This is a genomic window from Acinetobacter sp. YH12040 (assembly GCF_013420005.1).
Classification (GTDB): Bacteria; Pseudomonadota; Gammaproteobacteria; order Pseudomonadales; family Moraxellaceae; genus Acinetobacter; species Acinetobacter amyesii.
Map to the genome: position 1 here is coordinate 91,382 of NZ_VOZB01000007.1, position 23,039 is coordinate 114,420.

Here is a 23,039-nt window from a genome sequence, read left to right on the forward strand (position 1 = left end):
TGGAAATAATTTTGCTGCTAGTTTAGTCAAATTCATCAATAAACTTAATGCTTAAAACCCTAGAAGATGTTTCGTTATGTAAAATCCACGATTCAAAAATTCACTTAAAAATAAAAAGCTGAGAACCCACTCACTAAATACTTCTTGTATATAAAATATTCACAAAATGGTCTTAGACCATGCACTTGCATCCGACAAGCAACGTCATTCACACAAGTGTAAAAATAGTTTTATCATCTAATTTACATCGAGCTTAATGATCAAATTTTTAATATTATCTTTAAAAATAGTGGATTAATTTAAACTTAAGCTAGATTAAAAAACATACAATCCTTTCTTTCCTGTCTTGTAATTCACCTAAGATCCCCTATAATTCAAAAAAACAGACAAGTCTGTCTATTTTGCTGCAAAAACCGAATGAATTTAGCATTCAGAGGGTAACAATATAAATGAGAGAAAACGTATAAAACGTTCGAAAATCAAATCATTGACTTAAGCTAACAAAGTGAATGATTTGAACGCACAATTGTCAGCAAAGCGCGATTACCCCAAATAATCGCGCTTTTTATTTTCTTAGAATCTTAAGTCATGTGAAAAAAATTGATGGTTAATCAATACAAATAAGTCGTCGCTAGATTTTATACCCCGATGCCTACAAGCAAATTTTAAGCAGCCAATTCCAAACGAATTAAGGTTTCAACTCGCTTCCAATAATCTGCTAAATGCACTTGGTTGGGGTCAATTTGGGCTTGGATGGTCATGCCATCCAAAATACTACTCAGAAATGCAGCGAGTTGTTCAGTTTGCTGAATGCCCAGATGTTGCAAGGCAGTACTTAGTTTTGATTTAAGCCACTCTTTATAGTCGATCGCAGGTTGCAATGAAGACGGATAAACTTTAGATATTTCTTCTACTGCTTTTTGAAACATACAACCATTGAAATCTGCAGTATGAAACCAAGCATCGTACCAAGCAAAAATGGTTTTAATATGTGAAAGATGGTCTTCTGGATCACATTCTGCAATAGCAGTTTCAAGTGATTCCTGTAAATTAAGATTTCGAATCACGAGACATTCTTCAATTAATTTGGCTTTAGAGGGGAAATATTTATAAAACGTCATTTTAGCAACGCCCGATTCCCCAATAATTCGATCTATACCAATCGAGTTATAGCTATAAGAATTGAAGAGTTGGAGCGCAACGTTAATGATGTCTTGCTTTTTCGACATTTAATTTACCTGATGCACCAATGGGGCCTAAACATAAAGCTTTTAAGGTAGAAAACCTAATTTTTAAACATGATTTTCGCGCGCTATTGTAAAGCATAACTTAATTGGAGTCTGTAGATAAAACCTGAGCACCCCATTAAATACAGTCTGATTTCAGATGATTTATCGAATTAGCAGTCAGGAAAATTTTGTATAAAACTGACTGCTATTTTAATTTCAACTGGCTTTGTTGCATAAATATGTAAGCATCTGATTTAAATAAATTTAATTTTGGATCAAAAAATAATCAAAACCTTTAAAATCATATAGTTATGAAATATTTGTGCAACAAAGCCATTTCAACTAGCGACTTAACGACTCTTCATCTGCGTTAAAAACCTTGCTGAAATGAATGCATTAATGGTGGATTTAAGAGTAAGTATTTAAGAGCAAGGGGTACTCAGAATATCTTTTTGCTTACGCTCTTGCAGTGCTTTTCGAATTACCTGATAACCGCCCGTTAAACCTAAGATCGCCATGATTACAGCCACAATCAAATCTGGCCATAGACTTCCTGTACCAAATACCCCGACGGCCGCCAAGATCACCGCGACATTACCAATCGCATCATTACGGCTACATAGCCAAACGGATTGCATATTGGAGTCGCCTTCTCGGAAGGCATATAAGACGTATGCACAGATGACATTAGCGACTAAAGCTAAGATACCAATTATACCCATGGTGATCGGTTCAGGTGCGATCCCATTGGCATAGGCATAGAGCACTTTGGCAATCACCACGATCCCAAACGCTGCCATAACAAAACCTTTAACCAAGGCAACTGTTGCACGCCAATATAAACTGGCGCCAAGCACGGCTAATGAAACTCCATAATTTACAGCATCACCAAAGAAATCCAGCGAGTCCGCCCAAAGCGCAGAAGAATGTGCATAAGCCCCACCAATCAGCTCCACCAAAAACATCATGGCGTTAATGATTAAGGCAATCCAAAGTGCGATACGAAATTTACTGTTGGGTTTGTTTGGTGCTGGCTCATGACTACATGTACATGCCATAAATGTGCTCCAATTTTAAAATCAATGGATTTGTATTACTCTTATTCAAAACTATGGACTCACTCCAAGGTCAAGCATGAACGTACAAAAACATTATTTGATTAAAGAATTGTCCACCAAATCTGGGGTAAGCGTTGACAGTATTCGCTTTTATGAAAAGAAAAAACTGCTGCAACCTAGCTTCCGCGCAGACAATAATTACCGCTATTATGATGAAGAAATGTACAAACGTTTGGTTTTTATTAAACGCTGTCGAAACCTCGATATTTCTCTCACTGAGATTCAAACCCTGCTTGAACTTGAGCAATCCCCTACGCAAAGCTGTCATGCTGTGAATGAATTAATTGACAATCACATTCGTCAAGTTTCTGAAAAAATTAAAGAATTAGAAAATTTTAAAATACAGTTAAGTGAGCTCCGTGCCAGTTGTAATGAAACCAGCCAAATCAATGATTGCCAAATTTTAAAACATTTGGAAAACGGAATATCTTGAAAACCCAACTAAAATACTTGGTTGAAACCTTTTTTTAGATCACTACAATAAAGCCATAAATTTTTTATGCCTTTATTGACATGACGATTCAACACGTAACCGAACTCCTCTCACCTGCTGGCTCATTGAAAAATATGCGCTACGCTTTTGCTTATGGCGCAGATGCCGTGTATGCAGGTCAGCCGCGATATAGCTTACGTGTGCGCAATAATGCTTTCGACCATGACAATTTAAAAATTGGCATTGAAGAAGCCCATGCTTTAGGTAAAAAGTTTTATGTGGTGGTGAATATCCAACCGCATAACTCAAAACTGAAAAATTTCATCCGTGACCTTGAGCCTGTGGTTGCCATGAATCCTGATGCACTGATCATGTCTGACCCTGGTCTAATCATGATGGTGCGTGAACATTTTCCAGAAGTGTCCATTCATTTGTCTGTACAAGCCAATGCGGTGAACTGGGCAACGGTTAAATTTTGGAAAAATATGGGACTGACACGTGTCATTTTGTCACGTGAATTATCAATCGAAGAAATTGAAGAAATTAAACACAATGTACCTGATATGGAAATTGAAGTTTTCGTACATGGTGCATTATGTATGGCTTACTCCGGTCGTTGCTTACTTTCTGGCTACATGAATAAACGTGATGCAAACCAAGGTGCATGTACCAATGCATGCCGTTGGGATTATAAAATTCACGATGCAGTTGAAGATGAAACTGGTGATGTTATTCCAGTCACACAAATTGAAGAATCATCATGCTGCAATAATAAAAATGCCGATGAGCAACACGCCCTAGAACAACACCAATTCGGCGAGCCGGTTTTATTACAACGCAATGAAGAAGACATGTTTGCTGCCGAAGAAGATGAACATGGCACTTATTTCATGAACTCGAAAGACTTGCGTGCTGTACAGCATGTAGACCGTTTAACCAAAATGGGCATTCATTCTTTAAAAATTGAAGGCCGTACCAAGTCTTACTTTTACTGTGCGCGTACCGCTCAAATTTATCGTAAAGCCATCGATGATGCCCTTTCTGGTAAACCGTTTGACCCTGCTCTCATGTCTCAGCTTGAAGGTCTTGCGAACCGTGGTTATACCGAAGGTTTTCTACGCCGCCATGTTCATAGTGAATATCAAAACTATGAAACCGGCTCATCACGTTTTGATCATCAACAGTTTGTAGGTGAAGTTTTAGAACGCGATGGTGACTCTCTTAAAATCGAAGTGAAAAACCGTTTTGTTGTGGGTGATTCTTTAGAACTGATGACCACTTCAGGCAACATCACCTTCGTTTTAACTGAAATGAAAGATAAAAAAGGTAATCTGATTGAGGATGCCAAAGGTTCAGGTCATATCGTGGATATTCCTGTTCCTGCCGATGTCGATATGCGCTACGCCTTACTGATTCGTAATTTACCCAATTCGACCGTAGATATTTCGGCTTCGTCTTTAGCGTATCAGGCTTGAGTTCGCTTTATGGCTTTGTTGATTACAGATAAATGCATCAATTGTGACATGTGTCTACCTGAATGTCCCAATGATGCCATTTATGAAGGCTCAAAGATTTATGAAATTGATGTCGCACGTTGTACTGAATGTGTCGGTTTCTATGAGCACCAAACTTGCGTTTCAGTTTGTCCGATTGAGTGCATTATTCCGCATCCGGAGCATATCGAAAGCCAAACTGATTTATTGGAGAAGTTTAAGGGTTTGAATTTATTTAAATCTTAAATGCATGGTGTGATTGGCGTAAGACTTGCTTAATCCACTTTATATAGAGAAACAACCTTGGGGAAAGTATAAAAATAAGGTTGTAAAACAAAAATAGCTGGGCAACGAATAGGGTTCAAAATGTGTGGGGACATTTTTGAATCCTAATTTTGCAGACAAAAAAAAAGGAACTCCGGTGTTAGCATCCAAAGTTCCTGTAAAACGAGAATATTAAGAAAAATAATATTCTAATGACAACATTCAGCGCGGCCAGTGTGTTTCTCGAAACACACTGGCCTTTCTTTTATTGACCCGAACGGATGATGTAATCAAAAGCAGACAATGATGCTTTCGCGCCTTCACCTGTTGCAATGATGATTTGTTTGTACGGTACTGTTGTACAGTCACCGGCAGCAAATACACCTTTCACATTGGTTTCGTTACGCTCGTTAATTACGATCTCACCACGGTTTGAAAGTTCAACTGCTGTTTCTTTTAAGAAATCAGTGTTTGGTAACAAACCGATTTGTACAAAGATACCAGCCAATTCAATCGTTTTGATTTCATCAGTTGCACGGTCTTTGTAGTTCAATGCAGTCACTTGTGAACCATCACCGACCACTTCTGTAGACAATGCATTCATGATCACAGTGGTATTCGGTAAGCTGTTTAACTTGTCTTGAAGGACTTGGTCAGCACGAAGCTTAGTATCAAACTCAACGAGTGTTACATGTTCTACAATACCAGCTAGGTCAATCGCCGCTTCGACACCTGAGTTACCACCACCGATGACTGCAACACGTTTACCTTTAAACAATGGACCGTCACAGTGTGGGCAGTATGCAACACCACGTGTACGGTATTCTTGTTCACCCGGAACGTTCATTTCTCTCCAACGTGCACCTGTTGAAAGAATCACTGTTTTAGATTCAAGTTTTGCACCATTCTCTAAAGTCACTTCAACTAAGCCATTGGCTGTTTGGTCAGCACCTTTGATGTCAGATACACGTTGCAAGTTCATGATGTCCACACCGTACTCACGTACATGTGCTTCCATTTCAGCAGCAAACTTAGGACCTTGTGTCTTTTGAATCGACGTGAAGTTTTCAATGTCCATGGTATCCATCACCTGACCGCCCATGCGTTCAGCCACGATACCGGTTTTAATGCCTTTACGTGCTGCATAGATTGCAGACGTATTACCTGCAGGGCCACCACCAATCACAAGAACATCAAATGCTTCTTTGGCATTCATTTTCTCAGCATCTTTCGCTGCAGAGTTAGTATCCAATTTGACAATGATTTCTTCCAAGGTCATACGACCTTGACCGATGTGGTTGCCGTCTTGGAATACCATTGGTACAGCCATGATTTTGCGTTCTTCCACTTCTTCTTGGAAGAATGCACCATCAATCATGGTTGCAGTTGTACCTGGGTTGTAAATTGCGATCAAGTTAAGTGCTTGAACCACGTCAGGACAGTTATGGCAGCTGAGTGATACAAATACATCAAAATCAGCTTTAAGACTTAAGCCTTTAATAGAAGTAAGAACTTCATCAGACACTTTTGGTGCATAACCTGAAGTTTGTAGCAAAGCTAGAATCAAAGATGTGAACTCGTGGCCCATCGGTAGACCTGCGAAGAATACACGTGGTGTTTCACCTGCTTTTGCAATACCAAAACTTGGTGAACGGCTGTTATTGCCATCGAAACGAGCAGTAACAAGGTTAGACAAAGCAGCAACTTCAGTTACGAGTTCTTTAATTTTGTCAGACTTGTCTGTACCGTTTAAAGTTGCGACGATTTCAATCGGGCCTTCAAGGCGTTCAAGTAAGGTTTTTAATTGAGCAGAAGTATTTTGATCTAACATTGCTAACGTCTCCAAAGGAGTAAATTTATTTGATGAGAGAATGATAGAATAAACCATTAAATAGGTGAAACGGTTTGTTTTTATAAAATTAATCGGTTTTACAAATCAAATAGTTAAATTTCTTTCTAAATCATAAATATATGGACGTATATTAACATTAAAATGATTTATTTCGTACACATATATCGTGATAAATTCCTCATTTTTTTCTTTTTTATTGAAATTACACCAAGTCTATGCAAGACATACGCACGACCTGATCAATTACAAAATCTTTATAAAGCTTTAAGTTTCATTTCAGCAAGTCGGCTTTAAATCAAAGGAAATATCAGATGATTTGACTGCTTTTGAGTTCCATCAATAAAGCCACAATCAATCCCTTGCATCAATCAGCCATCGATCTACAAGTATAAAATCAACAGTGAGCAGAATAATGAAAATTGAATTTGTCTTTGATATTGTTTATCCCATGAGTTATGTCGCATTTCAAAAGTTAAAACAAAACTGGAATGAACATACAGAAACCCGTGTAGAGCTATTACCGATTCAACGCGTTCCAGAAATTCCTGAACAAGGCTTAGATGTGTTGCAGTATTTAACCGATAAGTATGGTGCGAGTGCAGCAAAGCGAAAACTCGAAATGACGAAGTTCGCCGCTTATAGCGAAGATGTGATTGTCAATATTGAGTACATGAAACGTATGCCAAACAGTCAACTGGCTCATCAAGCTATATTGGCCTTGGACAATATTCTGGATCAATATGCCCTGACTCAAGTCCTATTCCATGCATTATTTGCACACGGTCAAAATATTGCAGATATTCACGTTTTAAAAAGCATCATTGAAGGCATTGGTTTAGATGGCTCAAAAGTACTGCGCTCAATTCAACATAAAGATATTGCAGACCGTCAGCATGAAATTACACAGTATGTAAAATCAAAGGGACAACACCCCATTCCTTTTTACCTTGTGGATGGCGAAGTAAATGATCAGACTTTTTCTACACAGGAACTTCGACAACTTTTTCATCGCGCAAGTTAATCTACCCAATATCAAAAATCCCCATACTATGTGATGGGGATTTTTATTCTGAGCAATGCCATGATCTAAAAAGTGAATAGGCCTGTTAATGAAGTCCCTGCTCAATTCGAATAATCCGTGATTTGAACTGCTGAGAAAGCAGATACAAAATTAAGCTCAAAATCAGCGTGAGTACTATCACGACGATCAACACCCAACGTACAACAACTTCTACTACATTGGCTTGCTGAACTTGTTTTTCCACGCTTTGCGCCATCGGTGTCATGGTTTTATCAAATAGCTGATTTTGCATCGCCCAGAGCTGTTCAGGCTGAAAACCGTATTCACGGAATTTTGCTGGATTTTGTTGCTCGGTATTGATTAAGGATTGCACCAAAGGAATTGCTGTCGCACGATCTACAGGCTTATGCATCAAAGCAGCTTGTGCAAGTAAATAGGCTTGCACGGGTTTTGCCAATTGTGCATCTTCCATTTCGAAAGCCAGCTGGCTTTCCTGAATATTTTTTTCATAATGTACCAATTTTTGATCTGCTGCACGGTCATCATGATTAAGGTCATATTGCACATAAGTTAAGCCTGACCAAAGCACAATAAACGATAAAATCCAGCCGACAAATTTCAATACAAAAGATTGGAAGCGAATTCTAAAAAATTGAAATTTCTTTAGAAATCCAACCAAGAAAAATGCGCCAATAAATGAAACGATGAGTTTGAGAAATAACCAACCAATAAAGGATAAAAAATTTGAAAAATAGTCGGAGGACTCACCGAGTTGATATGCCAAATCACCTGCACTAATGGGTATATGCAATTGCTGTACGCTAGAGCTTAGGCCAAAAAAGCTATAGACCATATCATGCTGAATAAACAGCATCACAGCCGAAACGATCAGCACAGAAACACTGGTTAAAGTCAATAACGTCAAATTGCGTTGACGCTTCTTAATGGTTTGAAGCCCTGTTTCCAGTTGCTGCGGATTTAGCGCATATTCATCAATGGGAGGCAAAGACATACTCCTTCAGATTATATTTTCACCTCCCTCACAGCTTATGAAGAAGGGTTTGAACCACTCGATTCAATCACCAGATGATTCAAATTGTTTTGTAAGGCACGAATACGTGTCGTCGCTTCTTCACGCTTTTGTACACCTTCTTTCTGAATTTGAATCACATCATTAACGGTTTTAATGAGGGTATTTTGCACATGTTCAAGTGTTTCGATATCAATCACTGAACGCTGATTGGCTTTCGCTGTATCGACAGAGTTTTGATGCAATAAATCTGCATTGCGTTTTAATAGGTCATTGGTCGCATCATCAATGCTATTTGCCAATTGCACGCTGTTCTTTTGTTCTTGCAATGAAATCGCCAAACTAATTTGGTTTTTCCATGCCGGTAAGGTGATATTTTTAATAGCATAAAATTTATCAACCAACATCAAATTATTGGATTGAATAATGCGAATCATCGGCAAGGTCTGCATAGCAGATTGTTGCAAGATCTGTAGATCACTCACACGTTTTTCAAGATTATTTGCCAAATGATTGAGGTCATAGATTTTTTGCGTAGTGGTTTGATCTTGAACTTGAGTGGTTAAGCTTGCAATTTCCTGTTGGATTTCCTGCTCTTTCAACTTACCTGCGGCGATATACACCCCTAATTGTTTATATTCGTCTTGTACGCCTTCAAACATTTTATCTAAGGTATTTACACGCGCTTTTAAGCCATTTTGCGAAGTTTCAATTTCTTTGACCAACGCATCAATTTGCTCTTTGGTGGTATTAAAGTGCTGATCAAAACTTTGCTTGGCACCTTTAAATTTACTCAGTAAACCACCAAAAAATCCTGAGCTTTTAGATTTATTTAAAATGCTCGTGGTGTTTAGTTGCTGTGCGACTTGTACCACCTGATTGAGCTTTTGACCTGTCGCATCTAGATCTTTATTTTGCACCAAATTTAATAATTCATCGGTATAGGTCGACGTCTTGGTGGCAATGTTTTTACCATATTCAGCAACACTATTATGACTTAAATCTGCCAATTCCTTACGTGCAGCTTCGACTTCGTGAAAATCGGAAGTTTGTAAGCCAATTTCCTGCAAATTGAGTTGCTGAAATTTTTCTTCAGTCAATTCTTTGCTTACTTCAACGGGTAAATTTTTGGCATCTAAATCGGTCATAACTCACCTTATATTTCTAAGACTTAGAGGAATTCTCTAATGATTTTTTTAAAGTTTTAATCAAATTTTCACGGCTATTATCAAGCTTTTCCAATGAACTTGTCGAGTTACTTTGACGACTTTGTTTCACATGATATTGCCATGCTGGAATCAACACTTGCTGAGCTTCCTTATATCGATCTAATAATTCAAAAGAAAGCTGCTGAGAAAGCTGCATTTGCGTAATCGCAATATCATTACTGGCTTGTAAGGTTTGCAACGTATTCACCTTTTTCGATAAACGTTCTGCAAAGTTGTCAAGCGGATGCTGATTTTTCACAAACTGTGGGTATTCCACCAAGAACTCTTCAGCCGCGACGATATAGCGCGCCATTTGCTCACGTAAGCCTTGTAGTTGATTAAAACGTGCTTGGGACTTTTGAATTTCTAACTGTAGTTTTTGGCTCAGATGATTTGCCCGATCAAGTAATTGATCCAGATTTTTATAATATTCAATTTGTCCTGAACCATACTCCAAATCAATGCCTAACCATTTTTGCAGGGCATTAAATTTGCGTATTTTTAAATATTTTTTTGAATTGGCTAGAGCTTGAATCAACTGCTCAATGGTTTGACTAAGTTGTTTCGTCAACTGAGGGTCAACACCATCTAGCAGCACCGACTGTGCTTGAATTGATTGATCTGCATAATGATTTAGACGATATTGATCGGTCAGTAATGGCACAAGGTCATTCCGCTTAATCGAAAGCACTTCAGCCCGATCTACCGTAATATCCTTTAACGGCACCAATACATCAATTTGTGACATAGCCAATTAAACTCAATAAAATCATTTTTATACTACAAGTTTTGCCATAAAAGTCTTGTAGTATTTTGCAAAAAATACATCTATTTCATCAGTCAAATTTGTCATTAAATTCAACCGTTGCCTATAGATCCGCCAAAGCAGCCATACAGCATCATTTGAATGGATATGATGACCTACACAGATGAATTCAAGCTTAAGATACCCAAAGATTCAATCTAGATTTAAATTAAACAACTGACTCTACATGAATTATTATTAAAATTATCGTAAAATTTAATCCATATACTTTAGAACCAAATATTAGATCAATAATTTTAGAGGCTTAAATGGAACGTTTTTTCCATAACACAATGTATGCAGCACGTTGGATTCTGGCTCCCGTGTACTTTGGTTTATCCTTTGCACTGCTACTGCTCGCGATTAAATTTTTCCAAGAAGTCATTCATGTCCTTCCGCATATTTTAGAATATTCAGAAGCTGACCTGATTTTAGTCATTCTCTCTTTGGTCGATATGACTATGGTGGGCGGACTGATTGTGATGGTGATGTTTTCAGGCTATGAAAACTTTGTTTCGCAATTAAAAATTAATGAATCGACCAATCGCTTGAATTGGCTCGGCACCATGGATGCCAATTCATTAAAACTCAAAGTTGCAGCATCAATCGTGGCAATTTCTTCGATTCATTTATTACGCATTTTTATGGATGCGAAAAACATCCCCAATGACAAAATCATGTGGTACATCATCATGCATTTAACCTTTGTTTTTTCTGCTTTTATGATGGGTTACTTGGATAAAATCAGTAAGCACTAATCTAGGTAAGGTTAATGAAGCCATTTGCGATTATGGCTTCTCGTCAAATTTTAAATCCAGTTATTCATCAAGTTCACTCATTCGCCTTAAACGATCAAGATCCAAGATCACGATTTGTCCATAATTCCACGCGATCACTTGTGTTTGGACAAATTGCTGCAGATGTTTATTCAACGTTTGGCGTGAAATATTAAAAGACTCTGCAAATTCCTGCTGACTGAGTTTCAGGGGAATTTCCTGCCGACATCCATATTGCTCATAGAGTCGAATCAAATGTCTAGCAATACGCTGCTCTAGCGTTGCCGTTCGCAAATAACGATTATGCTCAAACATCAAATACATGCGTCGACTGAGAGATTGCACGACATTCCAAAGCGCCTTCGGATCACGCTGTAAAACTGCTAAAAACCTTGTTCCAGAAATGATTGCCACCTCGACGTGTGTCGCAGCAAAATAATCATAATTCAAAGGCTTTTGTTGTAAGAGTGCGACAAAATTAAATACCGACTGGCGACGGATATAGTCATTTACAATCAATTCACCATTGTTTTGCAACCAACCAATTTGTAGCGTACCTGAAAGCAAAATATAAATATCTTGCACGATTTGTTGTTGTTTTAAGATGTGCTTCTGTGCATGAAAACGTGAATATTTCACCTGTTGCACAAGCTGTTCTAAAGTCTGATCGCTAAAGCCCTGAAAGATGTCTTCATTACGCAAAATTTGCAACAAATGTTGTTGGGCGGTGTTCTTTTGATCGCTCACGTCTATAAAAAAATGCCTAAGATCTCATCGATCTTAGGCAAGTGCTGAAAAATGTAAAACCATTGTTTTTCGCATTATTTATCTATTTTTATGCTGTTTTAAATGACGCTCTCATACTTAAGATGCTTTCTCATAAATACGGCCTGCTTCAGAACGCAAGTTTGAAATGTCGGTGTTTTGAATATTTTTCAGTACAGTACTCGGCTGACCATTTACATCGACAGGTACATCACCCTCAATGGTGACACGTGAGGCGATACGTAACTCATCACCATAGTCATTGATGGCACGGTGCTGCGTCGCACGATTATCCCAAATCGCCACATCACCTACTGCCCAGCGCCAACGCACAATATTTTCCCATTGCACGATTTGCTCTTGAAACAGTTCAAATAAACGACGTGACTGTGCCGGACTATATCCAATGAAGCGTTTAAAGAAGTGACCCAACACCAAACTTTTTTCACCTGTTTCAGGATGTACACGCACCAAAGGGTGTTCAGTTTCCACTTCTACCGCGGTACGGAATAAATGGCGACCTTCTTCATTGTACTGACCTTTGGGAGTCGCATAGTCATAACTGTTGCTATGCACCGCGCGTAATTGTTCCGCCAACTTTTGCAGCTCCGGACTTAAATCCTCATAAGCGGTCACGGTATTGGCCCAAACTGTATCGCCACCATGTTCAGGTGCAACTACATTTCTTAAAATTGTGGCTTTGGGATAATTAGGTAAAAATGTAATATCGGTATGCCACGAGTCTGCACGCCCACCACGTGAGTCAATTGACAACGTATGTGCTGTACCATCTTTGAGTGGCACACTTGGGTGATTCAACGGATTTCCTAAAAGTCGTGCAAAGGCTTCTTGTTCTAAATCTGTGAGATCTTGCTGTCCACGCACAAATATAACTTTATATTTTAATAGTGCATGATTAAATTCATCGACCACGCTTTTGTCTAAATTTCCAGACAACTGAATGCCAGAAATTTCAGCACCAATACGACCGGTTACAGGTTTTACTTCAATATGCTGATATTGATAGTTTGGATTGTAATGATTCGATTCTAATTGTGTCATAGGGCTCTACCTTATTCTTCAAATTATTAAGCAACGATGGTGTTGTTGAAATACAGTGTGCCGACTTCGTGCCCATGACTCTGTCAATTATTTGACAGTTTTCCCAAGTTAAACTGCTATGGTTGTAATGAAATCTGCTTAACAACATTTGCCCATTTCATATCTAAAAATGCGATATCGAAAAATAAAAAAGCCATCGGTATCGATGGCTTTGTGTGCGGATTATATCTGTATATCACAGCGGAATTATAGATAATTCCCTTCACGCTCAGGTTGATAGAGCACTTTAATGATTTTGACTTTCATGGTATGACCATCAGGCTGCGGCCATTCTATTTCCTGCCCTTCAGCCAAACCTAAAATGGCAGCGCCCACTGGAGCCAAAACATTGACTTGACCTTTATCGCCACGAAAATCATGTGGATAGACCAGTGTAATTTCGGTTGCTTCTGTCGCAGGTGCAATGTTAATGAGAACTTTGGCATTCATACTCACCACATTGGCAGGGACATCTTGTGGAGCAACCACTTCAGCGCGCGCCATCTCATCTTCCAAATGCTCCATCGTCGGCGTCAGCTTAGACTGATGCTCCAACATGGTTTCTAAACGATGTAAATCTTGTTCTGAAAGAATAATATTGGGTTTTTTCATATAAAGTTCCTTTGCGACCTTGCCAACAGATCTATAGCGATGGGCAAATTTTTTGTTATCTCTTATTCCGTTATAACAGAAATATAAATGTTTAGATAACTTTTGAATTTTTCTGATGACATAAAAAAAGCCCCCTTGAGGGGGCTTTCTCAAGTCAGACTTATTTTGCGTAAACTGGGAATTTAGCGCAAACAGCAGCAACTTTTTCTTTCACTGCAGCAATCACAGCTTCGTCACCTTTGCTGTCTAGAACGTCAGCGATCCAGCCTGCAAGGTCACGTACTTCAGCTTCGCCAAAACCACGTGTTGTTACAGCAGGAGTACCGATACGGATACCCGAAGTCACGAATGGAGAACGTGGGTCGTTTGGTACTGAGTTTTTGTTCACAGTAATGTGAGCAGCACCTAACCAAGCATCGGCATCTTTACCAGTAATGTCTTGTTTAATTAAAGATAATAAGAACAAATGGTTCTTAGTACCGCCAGAAACAACATCATAACCACGTTCGATTAAAACTTCAGCCATTGCTTGCGCATTCTTAACAACTTGTTGTTGGTAAGCTTTATATTCAGGCGCCATTGCTTCTTTGAAGCAGATCGCTTTAGCCGCTACAGCGTGAACTAAAGGACCACCTTGGTTACCTGGGAATACAGCTGATTGTAATTTTTTCTCGATTTCTTCGTTTGCTTTCGCAAGGATTAAACCAGAACGTGGACCACGAAGTGTTTTATGTGTAGTCGTTGTAGTTACGTCAGCAATTTGTACTGGGCTTGGGTAAACACCAGCAGCAACAAGACCAGCTACGTGAGCCATATCTACGAATAAGTAAGCGCCAACTTTGTCCGCGATATCACGGAAACGCTGCCAATCAACAACTTGGCTATACGCAGAGAAACCAGCCACGATCATTTTTGGCTTGTGTTCTTCAGCTAAACGTTCAACTTCTTCATAGTCGATTTCGCCAGTTTCTGGGTTCAAACCGTATTGAATTGCGTTGTAAGTTTTACCAGAGAAACTAACTTTAGCACCGTGAGTCAAGTGACCACCGTGAGCCAGGCTCATACCTAAAACTGTATCGCCTGGGTTAAGTAGCGCAAGGTAAACTGCAGAGTTTGCTTGTGAACCAGCGTGTGGTTGAACGTTTGCATAATCAGCACCAAACAATTCTTTAGCACGGTCAATGGCCAATTGTTCGATCACGTCTACATACTCGCAACCGCCGTAGTAGCGTTTACCAGGGTAGCCTTCTGCATATTTGTTAGTAAGTTTTGAACCTTGAGCTTCCATTACTGCAGGTGAACAGTAGTTTTCTGAAGCAATTAACTCAATGTGCGCTTCTTGGCGAGCATCTTCATTCGAGATCGCTTGAGCTAATTCAGGGTCAAATTGAGCAATAGAGGTGTTGGCAAACATTAGCGAGGTCCTATTAAATTAGGGCTTTTAAGCCGTGCTAAGATTGGCGCGTATTGTAGCATGAAGTTTTAGAAATGAGAGAGGGAAGTTTGTGCTGTTTTTAAATAAATAATGCCCGTGTTGAATCTGCACGAGCATTATTTAAGTCAAATCAACTTATTGATTTGGCATGAGAGTCTCTACATCTTGCACAAAATTTGCCAGATTATCGGTATAAATAGTGAGATGATCCGCTGTCGCTTGCTCACGATAGTCAATTGATGTTCCCGGCTTAGCAAGGCTAATCATAAATTTAGTCGCATCTGCTGGAATGGTTTGATCGGCTTTACCTTGATAAATGATGATCGGCGTTTTCACCGCTGTCGTTAAAGGCTGTGAACCTTCACTCATAAAGTTTTGGATTGGCTTTAAAGTTAAGAAATCAGGCTGAGTTCGACCATAGTTATCCAAAGTCGTGTTCTGACTCGCATAACTGAGCATGTCATCTTGAATTAACTTGGTTAACTCGCCTGAACACACTGTTTCAGCCTGAGGTGCAATCGCAGCCAGATGTCCACTAAATACTTTTGAATAATCCACACTGTTTTTATGCCCTTGCATACCCGCAATGATCTGCGCAGTAAAACTGTCTAAAGGTGCATAAATCATACTTTGCACGGTTGCAGGTTTACCTACAGCTAACTTCTCGCCTGCGTCAAGAATGAGCGCAAGATTATTTGCAGGTGCTATGGCAATCGTTCCCTTATAATTTAAGTCAGCACGCGATGCGAATTCAGCTGCACCTAATACGGCTTGACCACCTTGAGAATGCCCGATTGACACCCAATCCTTCGACACCGTTTTACCTTGACTGGTTAAGTAACTTCGAGCAGCGACAACGGCATCGGTAATCGAAAAGGCTTCACTTTTTAGATTCAGATAAGGATGGTTTTCACGTCCACTAGGTTCCCCTAATCCTTCATAATCGGGTGCCACAACGACATAACCCTTTGCCAATAACATTTGCAATAAATATTCAGTGCCTTGCAAACCTTGTCGGCTCGGAGCGCATTTATCAGCCACACCGGTCGTTCCATGTGCCCAAGCCACAATTTTCCAACCACCTGCCGGAGCAACTGTTTTTGGGGTAAAGACTAAGGCTGTGGCTTGAACAACTTTGCCATCTACTCCTAGCATTTTATAGGTCATCAATCGGCTGTCTGCACTCACAGCAGGCATATTGTCTTGACTATAGGCTGTTGTAGTTACCACCGGATTTTTGATCTGATTGAGATCAGCATTTGTTTCAGGATTACTAAATTGTTGGTCATTACTATCATTACCGCAGGCTGCTAAAAATAGCATACTGCTGACTAAAACCGTTAAACGCAGCATTTTCATTCCATGATCCTTTTGTTTGTTATTTTAAAGTCAATTTTTCATTGAATATGAATCATTAAATACATGGAACAAACTTTTGTTCAAGCCTAATTTTTAAGTAACTACTCTTATTTTAATTTATCAAATTAATATAGAACTAAAACTTTGTTTTAGCTCGATATGGATTAACAGCATTCAAATAAATCAGCCACCCCGATCTCAGAAAAATGGCTGAACTTATATTTCTGATCATTGGATACAGATTGGGCTATTTTTCGGAGGTTAAAGCAAAATGTAAAATCAACAAAAATGCTGTACCCCCTGCCAACTACACAAACATATGCACAAAAGTAAAGCCGAAAAACCACCATGCCATTGATCGTGAACATACTCTAGTGCTTAATCCACTTAGCGACATTTTTGGATATCACGATGGACAAAAGCCTTTAAAATAAGTCGATTTAGAAGATGGTTTAGCTTTATCCCGCTGTAAAGGTTTTATTTCGGCAGATGCGATAAAAGCAGATTATTTAAACACTGCGCAGCCATCTTCATAATATTCCTACAAATAATCACAGCATGGGTTTGTCAGTGTGGATGTGATCATGTACATTCATAAACATTATTCAACATGCTGGAACTGGACATGCAAGCCATCATTCTCGACACAGAAACCCATACACTAAATGGACAACCCATCGAGATTGCCTATGCTCCAATTCAGGTGGCAGATGCCAAAATTACCCTAGATAAATCTAAAATTTTTGATCAACTTTATCGTTGTGATGAAGCAATTTCTTTTGCAGCAATGGCTGTACATCATATTTTAGAATCAGATCTTGAAGGTCAGCCCCACTACAGCAGTTTTGAACTCCCATCAGAGACGACATATATCATTGGGCATAATATCGACTACGATATTCGAGCGCTCGAAAAATGCGGTGTAGATAGTTCAAAAATCAAAGCCATTTGTACCCTTGCGCTAGCTCGTCGAGTATGGCCTGATGCAGAAGCGCATAATATTTCTGCCTTGATATATATGATCACCAAAGGCAGTGAAAAAGCCCGTGAAATGATCCGTAAAGCTCACCGCGCAGATATGGATATTATTTTAACTGCCAATATTTTGATGCATATTGTGCATCACTTAAAAATCAACAGCATCGAAGAATTATACGAAGCTTCGGAAGATGCTCGCATTCCACGCAGTATTAATTTTGGTAAACACCGTGGTACCGCAATTGCAGAATTACCTGCGGACTATGTGCAATGGCTATTACGTCAAGATGACTTAGACCCTTATTTGCGTAAAGCTTTAGAAAACTCTGCTGTCATTACTCTATAAATCATTGATTGTTTAATATTTTCTTAATATTACTGTCATTATCACTACATAGGATTACCTTAATTCTTTTGAGCTATGGAATTAAGGCATGTTCAACTATCAAAAAACTGAGCTGGGTTTTCAAACTTTAAAAGACCGACAGCTCGCATTAAATGCTAGACAACGTCGTCTGCTACTCTTAATTGGTAGTGATGACTTTAACCAAATGCCAGTGCATTATCAGCAGCGGATTGCTGAAGAGACATTGCTCGAGCAACTAATGGAACTTGGGCTGATTCAGCCAATTACAGCACATGATCATCTACGCCTTCAAAGCTCAGATTTTTCTGCTTTTAATACTCCTAAAAAAGCGCCTAGCAATACGTCCGATCTCAATAACCTTAGCCCTGCATCTGATCTCACAGCGCAAGAACATGTGACTTTTAATGAAGTTTCAATTCCTACGATGGAAGTTCCTCAGATTCATTCACAGTACGCACTGACGACCTCCCTACCAATGGATGCGATGGGCTCTACACCCCATCAATTCCCACAATCCACACCTGAAACTACGACAACAAACAATCCTGTATTGCCAGAAAAAACCGTTGATTTCATCGAGCATGATTTTGATGAGTTGCAGAGTTTTATGTGCACTTACTTACAGCGATATTGTGGGCTGATGGCAAAAAAATTAATGCTTAATATTCAACAGGCCACGGATATTGCAGACTTAAAAGCCTGTCAGATGCAATGGATCACCTGTCTAAATGAATCCAATATTCAACCTAAACTCTTACAACATGCATTACAGCAAATTAATTACAGTCTAAAAAATCTGCAACAACTGGTTTAACTTAGAGACATTTCCTCACTTCTCATTCAAAAAACAACTTAATGAGGTGAGTTATTCTTCACACATATCAATATAAAGAATTGAATTTTATTAACTTTATCGATTCACTTATTTCTTTTATGGTTTTAACTGCTGTTTTATACGACCTTCCCCTAATGTCAATCAACAGTAAAAAATCGCAAGAATAAAACTGACCTCCTAGCGTTTGAGCATGTCAATGTCACAACAGTTTTGTTTAGAATTTGATTCTTTCGATAATCCTATGCAACTCAGCAAAATTGGCAATTGGGTATTTACCTTCTTAACCTCACAAGACGAATTGCCTAATGTGCAATTGGCCATTACCTATGTCATGCCACGAAAAATTAGTGATGAATTACAGCCTAGACGTGTGGTCATTCAAAATACAGCCATTGAAACAATTTGGCGTATAGAACAAGTTGAATGCTTCAACAGTCAAACGAACCAAGAACTCACCTTTACAGCAGCGGAACCTCAAGCTCAATTGGTTTTAAACAGTATCATTGAAGAATTTGCCCGTTATGATGTCCCATTGGTATTCAAGCCGCTTTAATTTAAAGCGAATTCCAACTTATTTTTCATAAAGATTTAAGCTGTCTCAATGATTTAACCAAAGTTATCTAGATAGACATTAAATGAAAAATAATCCATACAGATTAATATTGCTTAATTCGTATACACTATTCCTGCTCAATAATTTTTGACCATGGATAATAAAAATGAATTTAGCCAATTATTCTAATGATCAGGCACTCATCCTTTTCAACCTATATAGCAGCCTTGAACAATGTCTAGATGCGATTGGACATTTGCACCTTGGACCAAAACTGGTGCTGACCGACCATGAAGTATCAAAAGATCATATGATCGTGCAACGCTTTCAAGCTGGTGTTTTAACTCAAGAAATTCAAGTGCGTAAACAAGACGTTGAACTGTCTTCAAGCAACCCGATGACACGCTATCAGTTACTGTCTTATATTTTGAATCAATTTAAAGCAGATAAAACAGCTTAAAGTTCTATCTCTAAAAATAAAAAACTCACCATAAGGTGAGTTTTTTTTATTCATTCAATTTAAGCTTCTAAAAGCTTGTAAATACTGTCCGATTTTTGACTTTCAAAAAGTAGTTCGATACTGGGTAGGATGATTTCACCAGCAATAATGATATGTTCAATGCGATGAAACAGCGCTCTTGAATCTTCTTCTGAAGGATTACGCACCAAAGCTTGTGCTTCATAAACCTGACTAAATTGGTCCTTCACTTTAATATCGATCATCTGTGTCATAGTGACGTCTCTACTTGTTTTAATAATTGAATTTTTTATATCACACCTTTACGCAACAACCTGCTTTGTAAATGTTAGATTTCATGGCAATGTAAACTTATTTTACTTTAGTAAATATATATCAATAACATAGGTTGACTATTTAATTATTGTTTGACAAAAACACTATATTTTCACATTTTGAAAGACATTAAAAAGCCCGCATTGCTGCGGGCTCTATGTTGGAAGGCTAGTGCTGATTTATTGTCTGCAATATCTTAAGACTAAAATATTACGAAACTCAACGAGCTGTCATTGATCCGTCCAACTTATTGGTAGCGTCGTTTTATGACCTACCGTGATTTAAATATAGCACTTTCAATTCTCTTGCCAAGCCTTGCTAACACTTCAAAACAATTGATCAAATAAAATACAATTGATATTTTTTCAAAATAAGCGATCATAGCTCTGCCCAATGCTTGTGAAAGATTTAAATAAATAGGCCATTAAAAATAAATTCAACACTATCAATCTATAAACATTCTTTTCTCTTACTTTTAATTCTACCTTAGACAACCCTTGTATTAATTTCTGACCTGAATTTTAAGTCTGATATTCATTTTTAACAGTCCTTAAAAAATACTAGTAAGTAAGGTTGCCGTCTCAAATTAAAATCTAAAACAAAAAAAAGCCCTTGTATCACTACAGGGGCTTTTTTGAATTTGGCGGAAGCGGTGAGATTCGAACTCACGGAGGACTCGCGCCCTCGTCGGTTTTCAAGACCGGTGCATTAAACCGCTCTGCCACGCTTCCATGTGCGCCATAATACGGAGGTTTTATTCATCTGACAAGTAAAAATTACAACTAAACCTTTCAAATGAATATTGTTTCGCCAAATCCTTAAAGTTTAGCCGCAAGCTCCGCACCTTCCCGTATTGCGCGTTTCGCATCTAACTCTGCTGCTAGTTTTGCACCACCAATAATATGGTAATTGGCAAGGGTTTTCTCACCCTGTTCTGGCATCAAATGCTTTACCGATTCCTGACCTGCACAAACGACAATCGTATCTACACGTAATAATTGATCATGCCCTTCATATTCAACCCAAAGACCTTCATCAGTAATGGCTTTGTATTGAACACCACGCAGCATACGAACCGCATTTTTCTTTAATTGTGCACGATGTACCCAGCCTGATGTTTTACCTAACCCAGCACCAAGTGCAGTTGTTTTACGTTGTAATAAGTAGATTTCACGAACAGGAGGTTCGAGCTCAGCAGCCTGCATACCACCTTCTGTTATGTAGTTTGGATTTGGATCAACACCCCACTCCCGCTGCCAATCCGCTAAAGGCATTGGTTGTGGCTGATGTGGTGGTTTGAGTAAAAATTCAGATACATCAAAGCCAATGCCGCCTGCACCAATCACAGCAACTTTATTGCCCACAGCTGCGCCTTTCAGCACTTCTGCATAAGACAAGACATTCGGTGCATCACTACCTTCGATTTTCAAGCTGCGAGGAACCACACCTGTTGCAATAATAACTTCCTCAAACCCTTCACGTTCAAGCTGTTCACGGTTTACACGCGTGTTTAAACGCAAATCCACACCCGTTTTTTCGATTTGAACTTTAAAGTAGCGAATCGTTTCATGAAATTCTTCTTTGCCGGGAACGACTTTCGCCAAATTAAATTGACCACCCACCTCTGCACCAGCTTCAAATAAAGTCACCGCATGGCCTCGGCTTGCTGCAACCGTTGCAGCAGACATGCCTGCCACACCACCACCGACGACTGCAATGCGCTTCGGTTTTTTGGTCTTTAAATAAACCAATTCAGTTTCATATGCCGCTCGTGGGTTGACCAAACACGTCGCACGCTGATTTTTAAAAGTATGATCTAAACAGGCTTGGTTACAGGCAATACAGGTATTAATTTCATCGACACGGTTGGTCGCCGTTTTATTTACCCAAAATGGGTCTGCCAAGAATGGACGTGCCATTTGCACCATATCTGCCTTGCCTGAAGCTAAAATTTCTTCAGCTGTATCTGGCATATTGATACGGTTGGACGCAATGACAGGGATCGCAACATGTTTTTTGACTTCAGCGGTATAGTCCACAAACGCTGCGCGAGGCACTGAGGTCACAATTGTCGGAATACGTGCTTCATGCCAACCAATCCCCGTGTTCAATAACGTCACACCTGCTGCTTCCAATGCTTTAGCAACAGTAATGACTTCTGCCATAGTGTTCCCATCATGAACCAAATCGAGCAATGACAAACGGAAGCAAATAATAAATTTCTCACCCACTTCAGCACGTATTGATTTCACAATATCAACCGCAAGGCGCATACGATTTTCAATTTCACCGCCCCAACGGTCTGTCCGTTGGTTGACATGACGGCTTAAAAACTGATTCAGCAAGTAGCCTTCTGAACCCATGATTTCAACACCATCATAGCCGGCCTTATGTGCAAGGCTTGCCGTTTTGACATAATCATCAATGGTTGAAAGAATTTGTTTGTCCGTTAATTGACGTGGTTTAAAAGGTGAAATCGGAGATTTAATCGGACTTGCTGACACTGCAAAAGGCTGATAGCCATAACGCCCAGCATGCAAGATTTGCATTAAAATTTTGGCACCATGTTTATGTACTGCATGGGTCACCAAGCGATGTGGAGCAATATCACCTAAAGTATTCATGGTACCGCCAGCAGGTAACAGCCAACCTTGACGGTTTGGCGAAATACCGCCTGTAATAATCAGGCCGACACCACCTTTCGCACGCTCACCAAAATAAGCCGCAAGCTTAGGATAATTATAAAAACGATCTTCCAGCCCACTATGCATGGACCCCATCACGACACGGTTTTTAATCGTGGTAAAACCCAAATGTAAAGGCTTTAAAATATTTGCATAGCTAGTCGTTGTCATGCTGAATCCTTATTTTGGCTTTGCAACTTGTTGCATAACACTTTAGCGGTTTTTTTATATTTTGGGATGACAATTTAGAAAATATTCTTCGCCTTTATGGTCAATACCTCCTGATATATAAATTCTCGAACCATAAAAAAAGCCGTGAAGTTTCACA

22 protein-coding genes and 1 tRNA gene are annotated in these 23,039 nt (G+C 39.1%); 9 read left to right on the forward strand and 14 right to left on the reverse strand.

Annotated elements, in window-relative coordinates:
* Positions 1-665: 665 nt before the first annotated feature.
* On the reverse strand, positions 666-1,229 hold the full coding sequence (locus tag FTT99_RS09755) for a TetR/AcrR family transcriptional regulator (RefSeq protein WP_180132103.1): 564 nt from the start codon (positions 1,227-1,229) through the stop codon (positions 666-668).
* Positions 1,230-1,651: 422 nt separating this feature from the next.
* Positions 1,652-2,287, reverse strand: a complete 636-nt coding sequence (locus FTT99_RS09760) for a cation transporter (protein ID WP_180132102.1) — start codon at positions 2,285-2,287, stop codon at positions 1,652-1,654.
* A gap of 76 nt (positions 2,288-2,363) precedes the next feature.
* On the opposite strand from FTT99_RS09760, the gene FTT99_RS09765 reads away from it, so the two are divergent.
* From FTT99_RS09765 to FTT99_RS09775, 3 genes are all read left to right on the forward strand, one after another.
* Positions 2,364-2,780, forward strand: coding sequence for a Cd(II)/Pb(II)-responsive transcriptional regulator (locus FTT99_RS09765; RefSeq protein WP_180132101.1), 417 nt, complete (start codon positions 2,364-2,366; stop codon positions 2,778-2,780).
* An 80-nt stretch (positions 2,781-2,860) separates the two neighbouring features.
* On the forward strand, positions 2,861-4,255 hold the full coding sequence (gene yegQ, locus FTT99_RS09770; RefSeq protein ID WP_180132100.1) for a tRNA 5-hydroxyuridine modification protein YegQ: 1,395 nt from the start codon (positions 2,861-2,863) through the stop codon (positions 4,253-4,255).
* Between the two features lie 9 nt (positions 4,256-4,264).
* Positions 4,265-4,519 (forward strand): YfhL family 4Fe-4S dicluster ferredoxin, encoded by a 255-nt coding sequence (locus FTT99_RS09775; RefSeq protein WP_078194533.1) that lies wholly within the window; start codon positions 4,265-4,267, stop codon positions 4,517-4,519.
* A gap of 283 nt (positions 4,520-4,802) precedes the next feature.
* On the opposite strand, the gene ahpF is transcribed toward FTT99_RS09775, so the two are convergent.
* Positions 4,803-6,368, reverse strand: coding sequence for an alkyl hydroperoxide reductase subunit F (gene ahpF / locus FTT99_RS09780; RefSeq protein WP_180132099.1), 1,566 nt, complete (start codon positions 6,366-6,368; stop codon positions 4,803-4,805).
* 433 nt (positions 6,369-6,801) lie between these two features.
* On the opposite strand from ahpF, the gene FTT99_RS09785 reads away from it, so the two are divergent.
* Entirely contained in the window at positions 6,802-7,410 is a 609-nt protein-coding gene (locus FTT99_RS09785; protein WP_180132098.1) for a DsbA family protein, read from the forward strand.
* Positions 7,411-7,495: 85 nt separating this feature from the next.
* Here FTT99_RS09785 and FTT99_RS09790 read toward each other — a convergent pair whose 3' ends face one another.
* The 3 genes from FTT99_RS09790 to FTT99_RS09800 are packed head-to-tail and all read right to left on the reverse strand — an operon-like array spanning position 7,496 to position 10,396.
* Positions 7,496-8,416, reverse strand: a complete 921-nt coding sequence (locus FTT99_RS09790; protein ID WP_180132105.1) for a hypothetical protein — start codon at positions 8,414-8,416, stop codon at positions 7,496-7,498.
* 41 nt (positions 8,417-8,457) lie between these two features.
* Positions 8,458-9,588 (reverse strand): toxic anion resistance protein, encoded by a 1,131-nt coding sequence (locus FTT99_RS09795; RefSeq protein WP_111885756.1) that lies wholly within the window; start codon positions 9,586-9,588, stop codon positions 8,458-8,460.
* A gap of 16 nt (positions 9,589-9,604) precedes the next feature.
* Positions 9,605-10,396, reverse strand: coding sequence for a tellurium resistance protein (locus FTT99_RS09800; protein ID WP_180132097.1), 792 nt, complete (start codon positions 10,394-10,396; stop codon positions 9,605-9,607).
* A 326-nt stretch (positions 10,397-10,722) separates the two neighbouring features.
* Between FTT99_RS09800 and FTT99_RS09805 the strand changes: the two genes are divergently transcribed.
* Positions 10,723-11,211: a TIGR00645 family protein gene (locus FTT99_RS09805; protein ID WP_078189122.1), complete on the forward strand. Its 489-nt coding sequence runs from the start codon at positions 10,723-10,725 to the stop codon at positions 11,209-11,211.
* 60 nt (positions 11,212-11,271) lie between these two features.
* On the opposite strand, the gene FTT99_RS09810 is transcribed toward FTT99_RS09805, so the two are convergent.
* From FTT99_RS09810 to FTT99_RS09830, 5 genes are all read right to left on the reverse strand, one after another.
* Positions 11,272-11,976 carry a Crp/Fnr family transcriptional regulator gene (locus FTT99_RS09810; RefSeq protein WP_180132096.1) on the reverse strand — a complete coding sequence of 235 codons (705 nt, stop codon included), beginning with the start codon at positions 11,974-11,976 and terminating at the stop codon, positions 11,272-11,274.
* Positions 11,977-12,093: 117 nt separating this feature from the next.
* Entirely contained in the window at positions 12,094-13,056 is a 963-nt protein-coding gene (locus FTT99_RS09815) for a TauD/TfdA family dioxygenase (RefSeq protein WP_180132095.1), read from the reverse strand.
* Positions 13,057-13,302: 246 nt separating this feature from the next.
* Positions 13,303-13,707 (reverse strand): nucleoside diphosphate kinase regulator, encoded by a 405-nt coding sequence (rnk, locus tag FTT99_RS09820; RefSeq protein WP_078192900.1) that lies wholly within the window; start codon positions 13,705-13,707, stop codon positions 13,303-13,305.
* Between the two features lie 160 nt (positions 13,708-13,867).
* Positions 13,868-15,121, reverse strand: a complete 1,254-nt coding sequence (gene glyA, locus FTT99_RS09825; RefSeq protein ID WP_111885761.1) for a serine hydroxymethyltransferase — start codon at positions 15,119-15,121, stop codon at positions 13,868-13,870.
* Positions 15,122-15,277: 156 nt separating this feature from the next.
* A complete protein-coding gene (locus FTT99_RS09830; RefSeq protein ID WP_180132142.1) occupies positions 15,278-16,501 on the reverse strand; it encodes an alpha/beta fold hydrolase in 1,224 nt (407 codons plus the stop codon).
* Positions 16,502-17,126: 625 nt separating this feature from the next.
* Between FTT99_RS09830 and FTT99_RS09835 the strand changes: the two genes are divergently transcribed.
* The 4 genes from FTT99_RS09835 (at position 17,127) to FTT99_RS09850 (ending at position 19,694) form a co-directional block, all read left to right on the forward strand.
* Positions 17,127-17,825 (forward strand): 3'-5' exonuclease, encoded by a 699-nt coding sequence (locus FTT99_RS09835; protein WP_180004204.1) that lies wholly within the window; start codon positions 17,127-17,129, stop codon positions 17,823-17,825.
* Positions 17,826-17,913: 88 nt separating this feature from the next.
* On the forward strand, positions 17,914-18,660 hold the full coding sequence (locus tag FTT99_RS09840; protein WP_180132143.1) for a hypothetical protein: 747 nt from the start codon (positions 17,914-17,916) through the stop codon (positions 18,658-18,660).
* Between the two features lie 217 nt (positions 18,661-18,877).
* Positions 18,878-19,234 (forward strand): hypothetical protein, encoded by a 357-nt coding sequence (locus FTT99_RS09845; RefSeq protein ID WP_180008268.1) that lies wholly within the window; start codon positions 18,878-18,880, stop codon positions 19,232-19,234.
* A gap of 166 nt (positions 19,235-19,400) precedes the next feature.
* Positions 19,401-19,694 carry a hypothetical protein gene (locus FTT99_RS09850; protein ID WP_180132144.1) on the forward strand — a complete coding sequence of 98 codons (294 nt, stop codon included), beginning with the start codon at positions 19,401-19,403 and terminating at the stop codon, positions 19,692-19,694.
* 59 nt (positions 19,695-19,753) lie between these two features.
* Here the strand turns inward: FTT99_RS09850 and FTT99_RS09855 are convergent, their stop codons facing one another.
* From FTT99_RS09855 to FTT99_RS09865, 3 genes are all read right to left on the reverse strand, one after another.
* The gene (locus tag FTT99_RS09855) at positions 19,754-19,966 is read right to left on the reverse strand and encodes a hypothetical protein (protein WP_078189132.1); all 213 of its coding nucleotides are present in this window, start codon (positions 19,964-19,966) and stop codon (positions 19,754-19,756) included.
* Between the two features lie 702 nt (positions 19,967-20,668).
* Positions 20,669-20,758, reverse strand: a tRNA-Ser gene (locus tag FTT99_RS09860).
* An 87-nt stretch (positions 20,759-20,845) separates the two neighbouring features.
* Entirely contained in the window at positions 20,846-22,882 is a 2,037-nt protein-coding gene (locus tag FTT99_RS09865) for an NADPH-dependent 2,4-dienoyl-CoA reductase (RefSeq protein WP_180131003.1), read from the reverse strand.
* Between the last annotated feature and the right edge of the window lie 157 nt (positions 22,883-23,039).

Bases quoted from the DNA above. Each gene is read 5' to 3' on its own strand.
- FTT99_RS09755 (WP_180132103.1), bottom strand. From the start codon at position 1,229: ATGTCGAAAAAGCAAGACATCATTAACGTTGCGCTCCAACTCTTCAAT.
- FTT99_RS09840 (WP_180132143.1), top strand. From the start codon at position 17,914: ATGTTCAACTATCAAAAAACTGAGCTGGGTTTTCAAACTTTAAAAGAC.
- FTT99_RS09760 (WP_180132102.1), bottom strand. From the start codon at position 2,287: ATGGCATGTACATGTAGTCATGAGCCAGCACCAAACAAACCCAACAGT.
- FTT99_RS09795 (WP_111885756.1), bottom strand. From the start codon at position 9,588: ATGACCGATTTAGATGCCAAAAATTTACCCGTTGAAGTAAGCAAAGAA.
- FTT99_RS09830 (WP_180132142.1), bottom strand. From the start codon at position 16,501: ATGAAAATGCTGCGTTTAACGGTTTTAGTCAGCAGTATGCTATTTTTA.
- FTT99_RS09800 (WP_180132097.1), bottom strand. From the start codon at position 10,396: ATGTCACAAATTGATGTATTGGTGCCGTTAAAGGATATTACGGTAGAT.
- FTT99_RS09835 (WP_180004204.1), top strand. From the start codon at position 17,127: ATGCAAGCCATCATTCTCGACACAGAAACCCATACACTAAATGGACAA.
- rnk (WP_078192900.1), bottom strand. From the start codon at position 13,707: ATGAAAAAACCCAATATTATTCTTTCAGAACAAGATTTACATCGTTTA.
- FTT99_RS09775 (WP_078194533.1), top strand. From the start codon at position 4,265: ATGGCTTTGTTGATTACAGATAAATGCATCAATTGTGACATGTGTCTA.
- FTT99_RS09855 (WP_078189132.1), bottom strand. From the start codon at position 19,966: ATGACACAGATGATCGATATTAAAGTGAAGGACCAATTTAGTCAGGTT.
- yegQ (WP_180132100.1), top strand. From the start codon at position 2,861: ATGACGATTCAACACGTAACCGAACTCCTCTCACCTGCTGGCTCATTG.
- FTT99_RS09785 (WP_180132098.1), top strand. From the start codon at position 6,802: ATGAAAATTGAATTTGTCTTTGATATTGTTTATCCCATGAGTTATGTC.
- glyA (WP_111885761.1), bottom strand. From the start codon at position 15,121: ATGTTTGCCAACACCTCTATTGCTCAATTTGACCCTGAATTAGCTCAA.
- FTT99_RS09845 (WP_180008268.1), top strand. From the start codon at position 18,878: ATGTCACAACAGTTTTGTTTAGAATTTGATTCTTTCGATAATCCTATG.
- FTT99_RS09850 (WP_180132144.1), top strand. From the start codon at position 19,401: ATGAATTTAGCCAATTATTCTAATGATCAGGCACTCATCCTTTTCAAC.
- FTT99_RS09865 (WP_180131003.1), bottom strand. From the start codon at position 22,882: ATGACAACGACTAGCTATGCAAATATTTTAAAGCCTTTACATTTGGGT.
- FTT99_RS09805 (WP_078189122.1), top strand. From the start codon at position 10,723: ATGGAACGTTTTTTCCATAACACAATGTATGCAGCACGTTGGATTCTG.
- ahpF (WP_180132099.1), bottom strand. From the start codon at position 6,368: ATGTTAGATCAAAATACTTCTGCTCAATTAAAAACCTTACTTGAACGC.
- FTT99_RS09815 (WP_180132095.1), bottom strand. From the start codon at position 13,056: ATGACACAATTAGAATCGAATCATTACAATCCAAACTATCAATATCAG.
- FTT99_RS09765 (WP_180132101.1), top strand. From the start codon at position 2,364: ATGAACGTACAAAAACATTATTTGATTAAAGAATTGTCCACCAAATCT.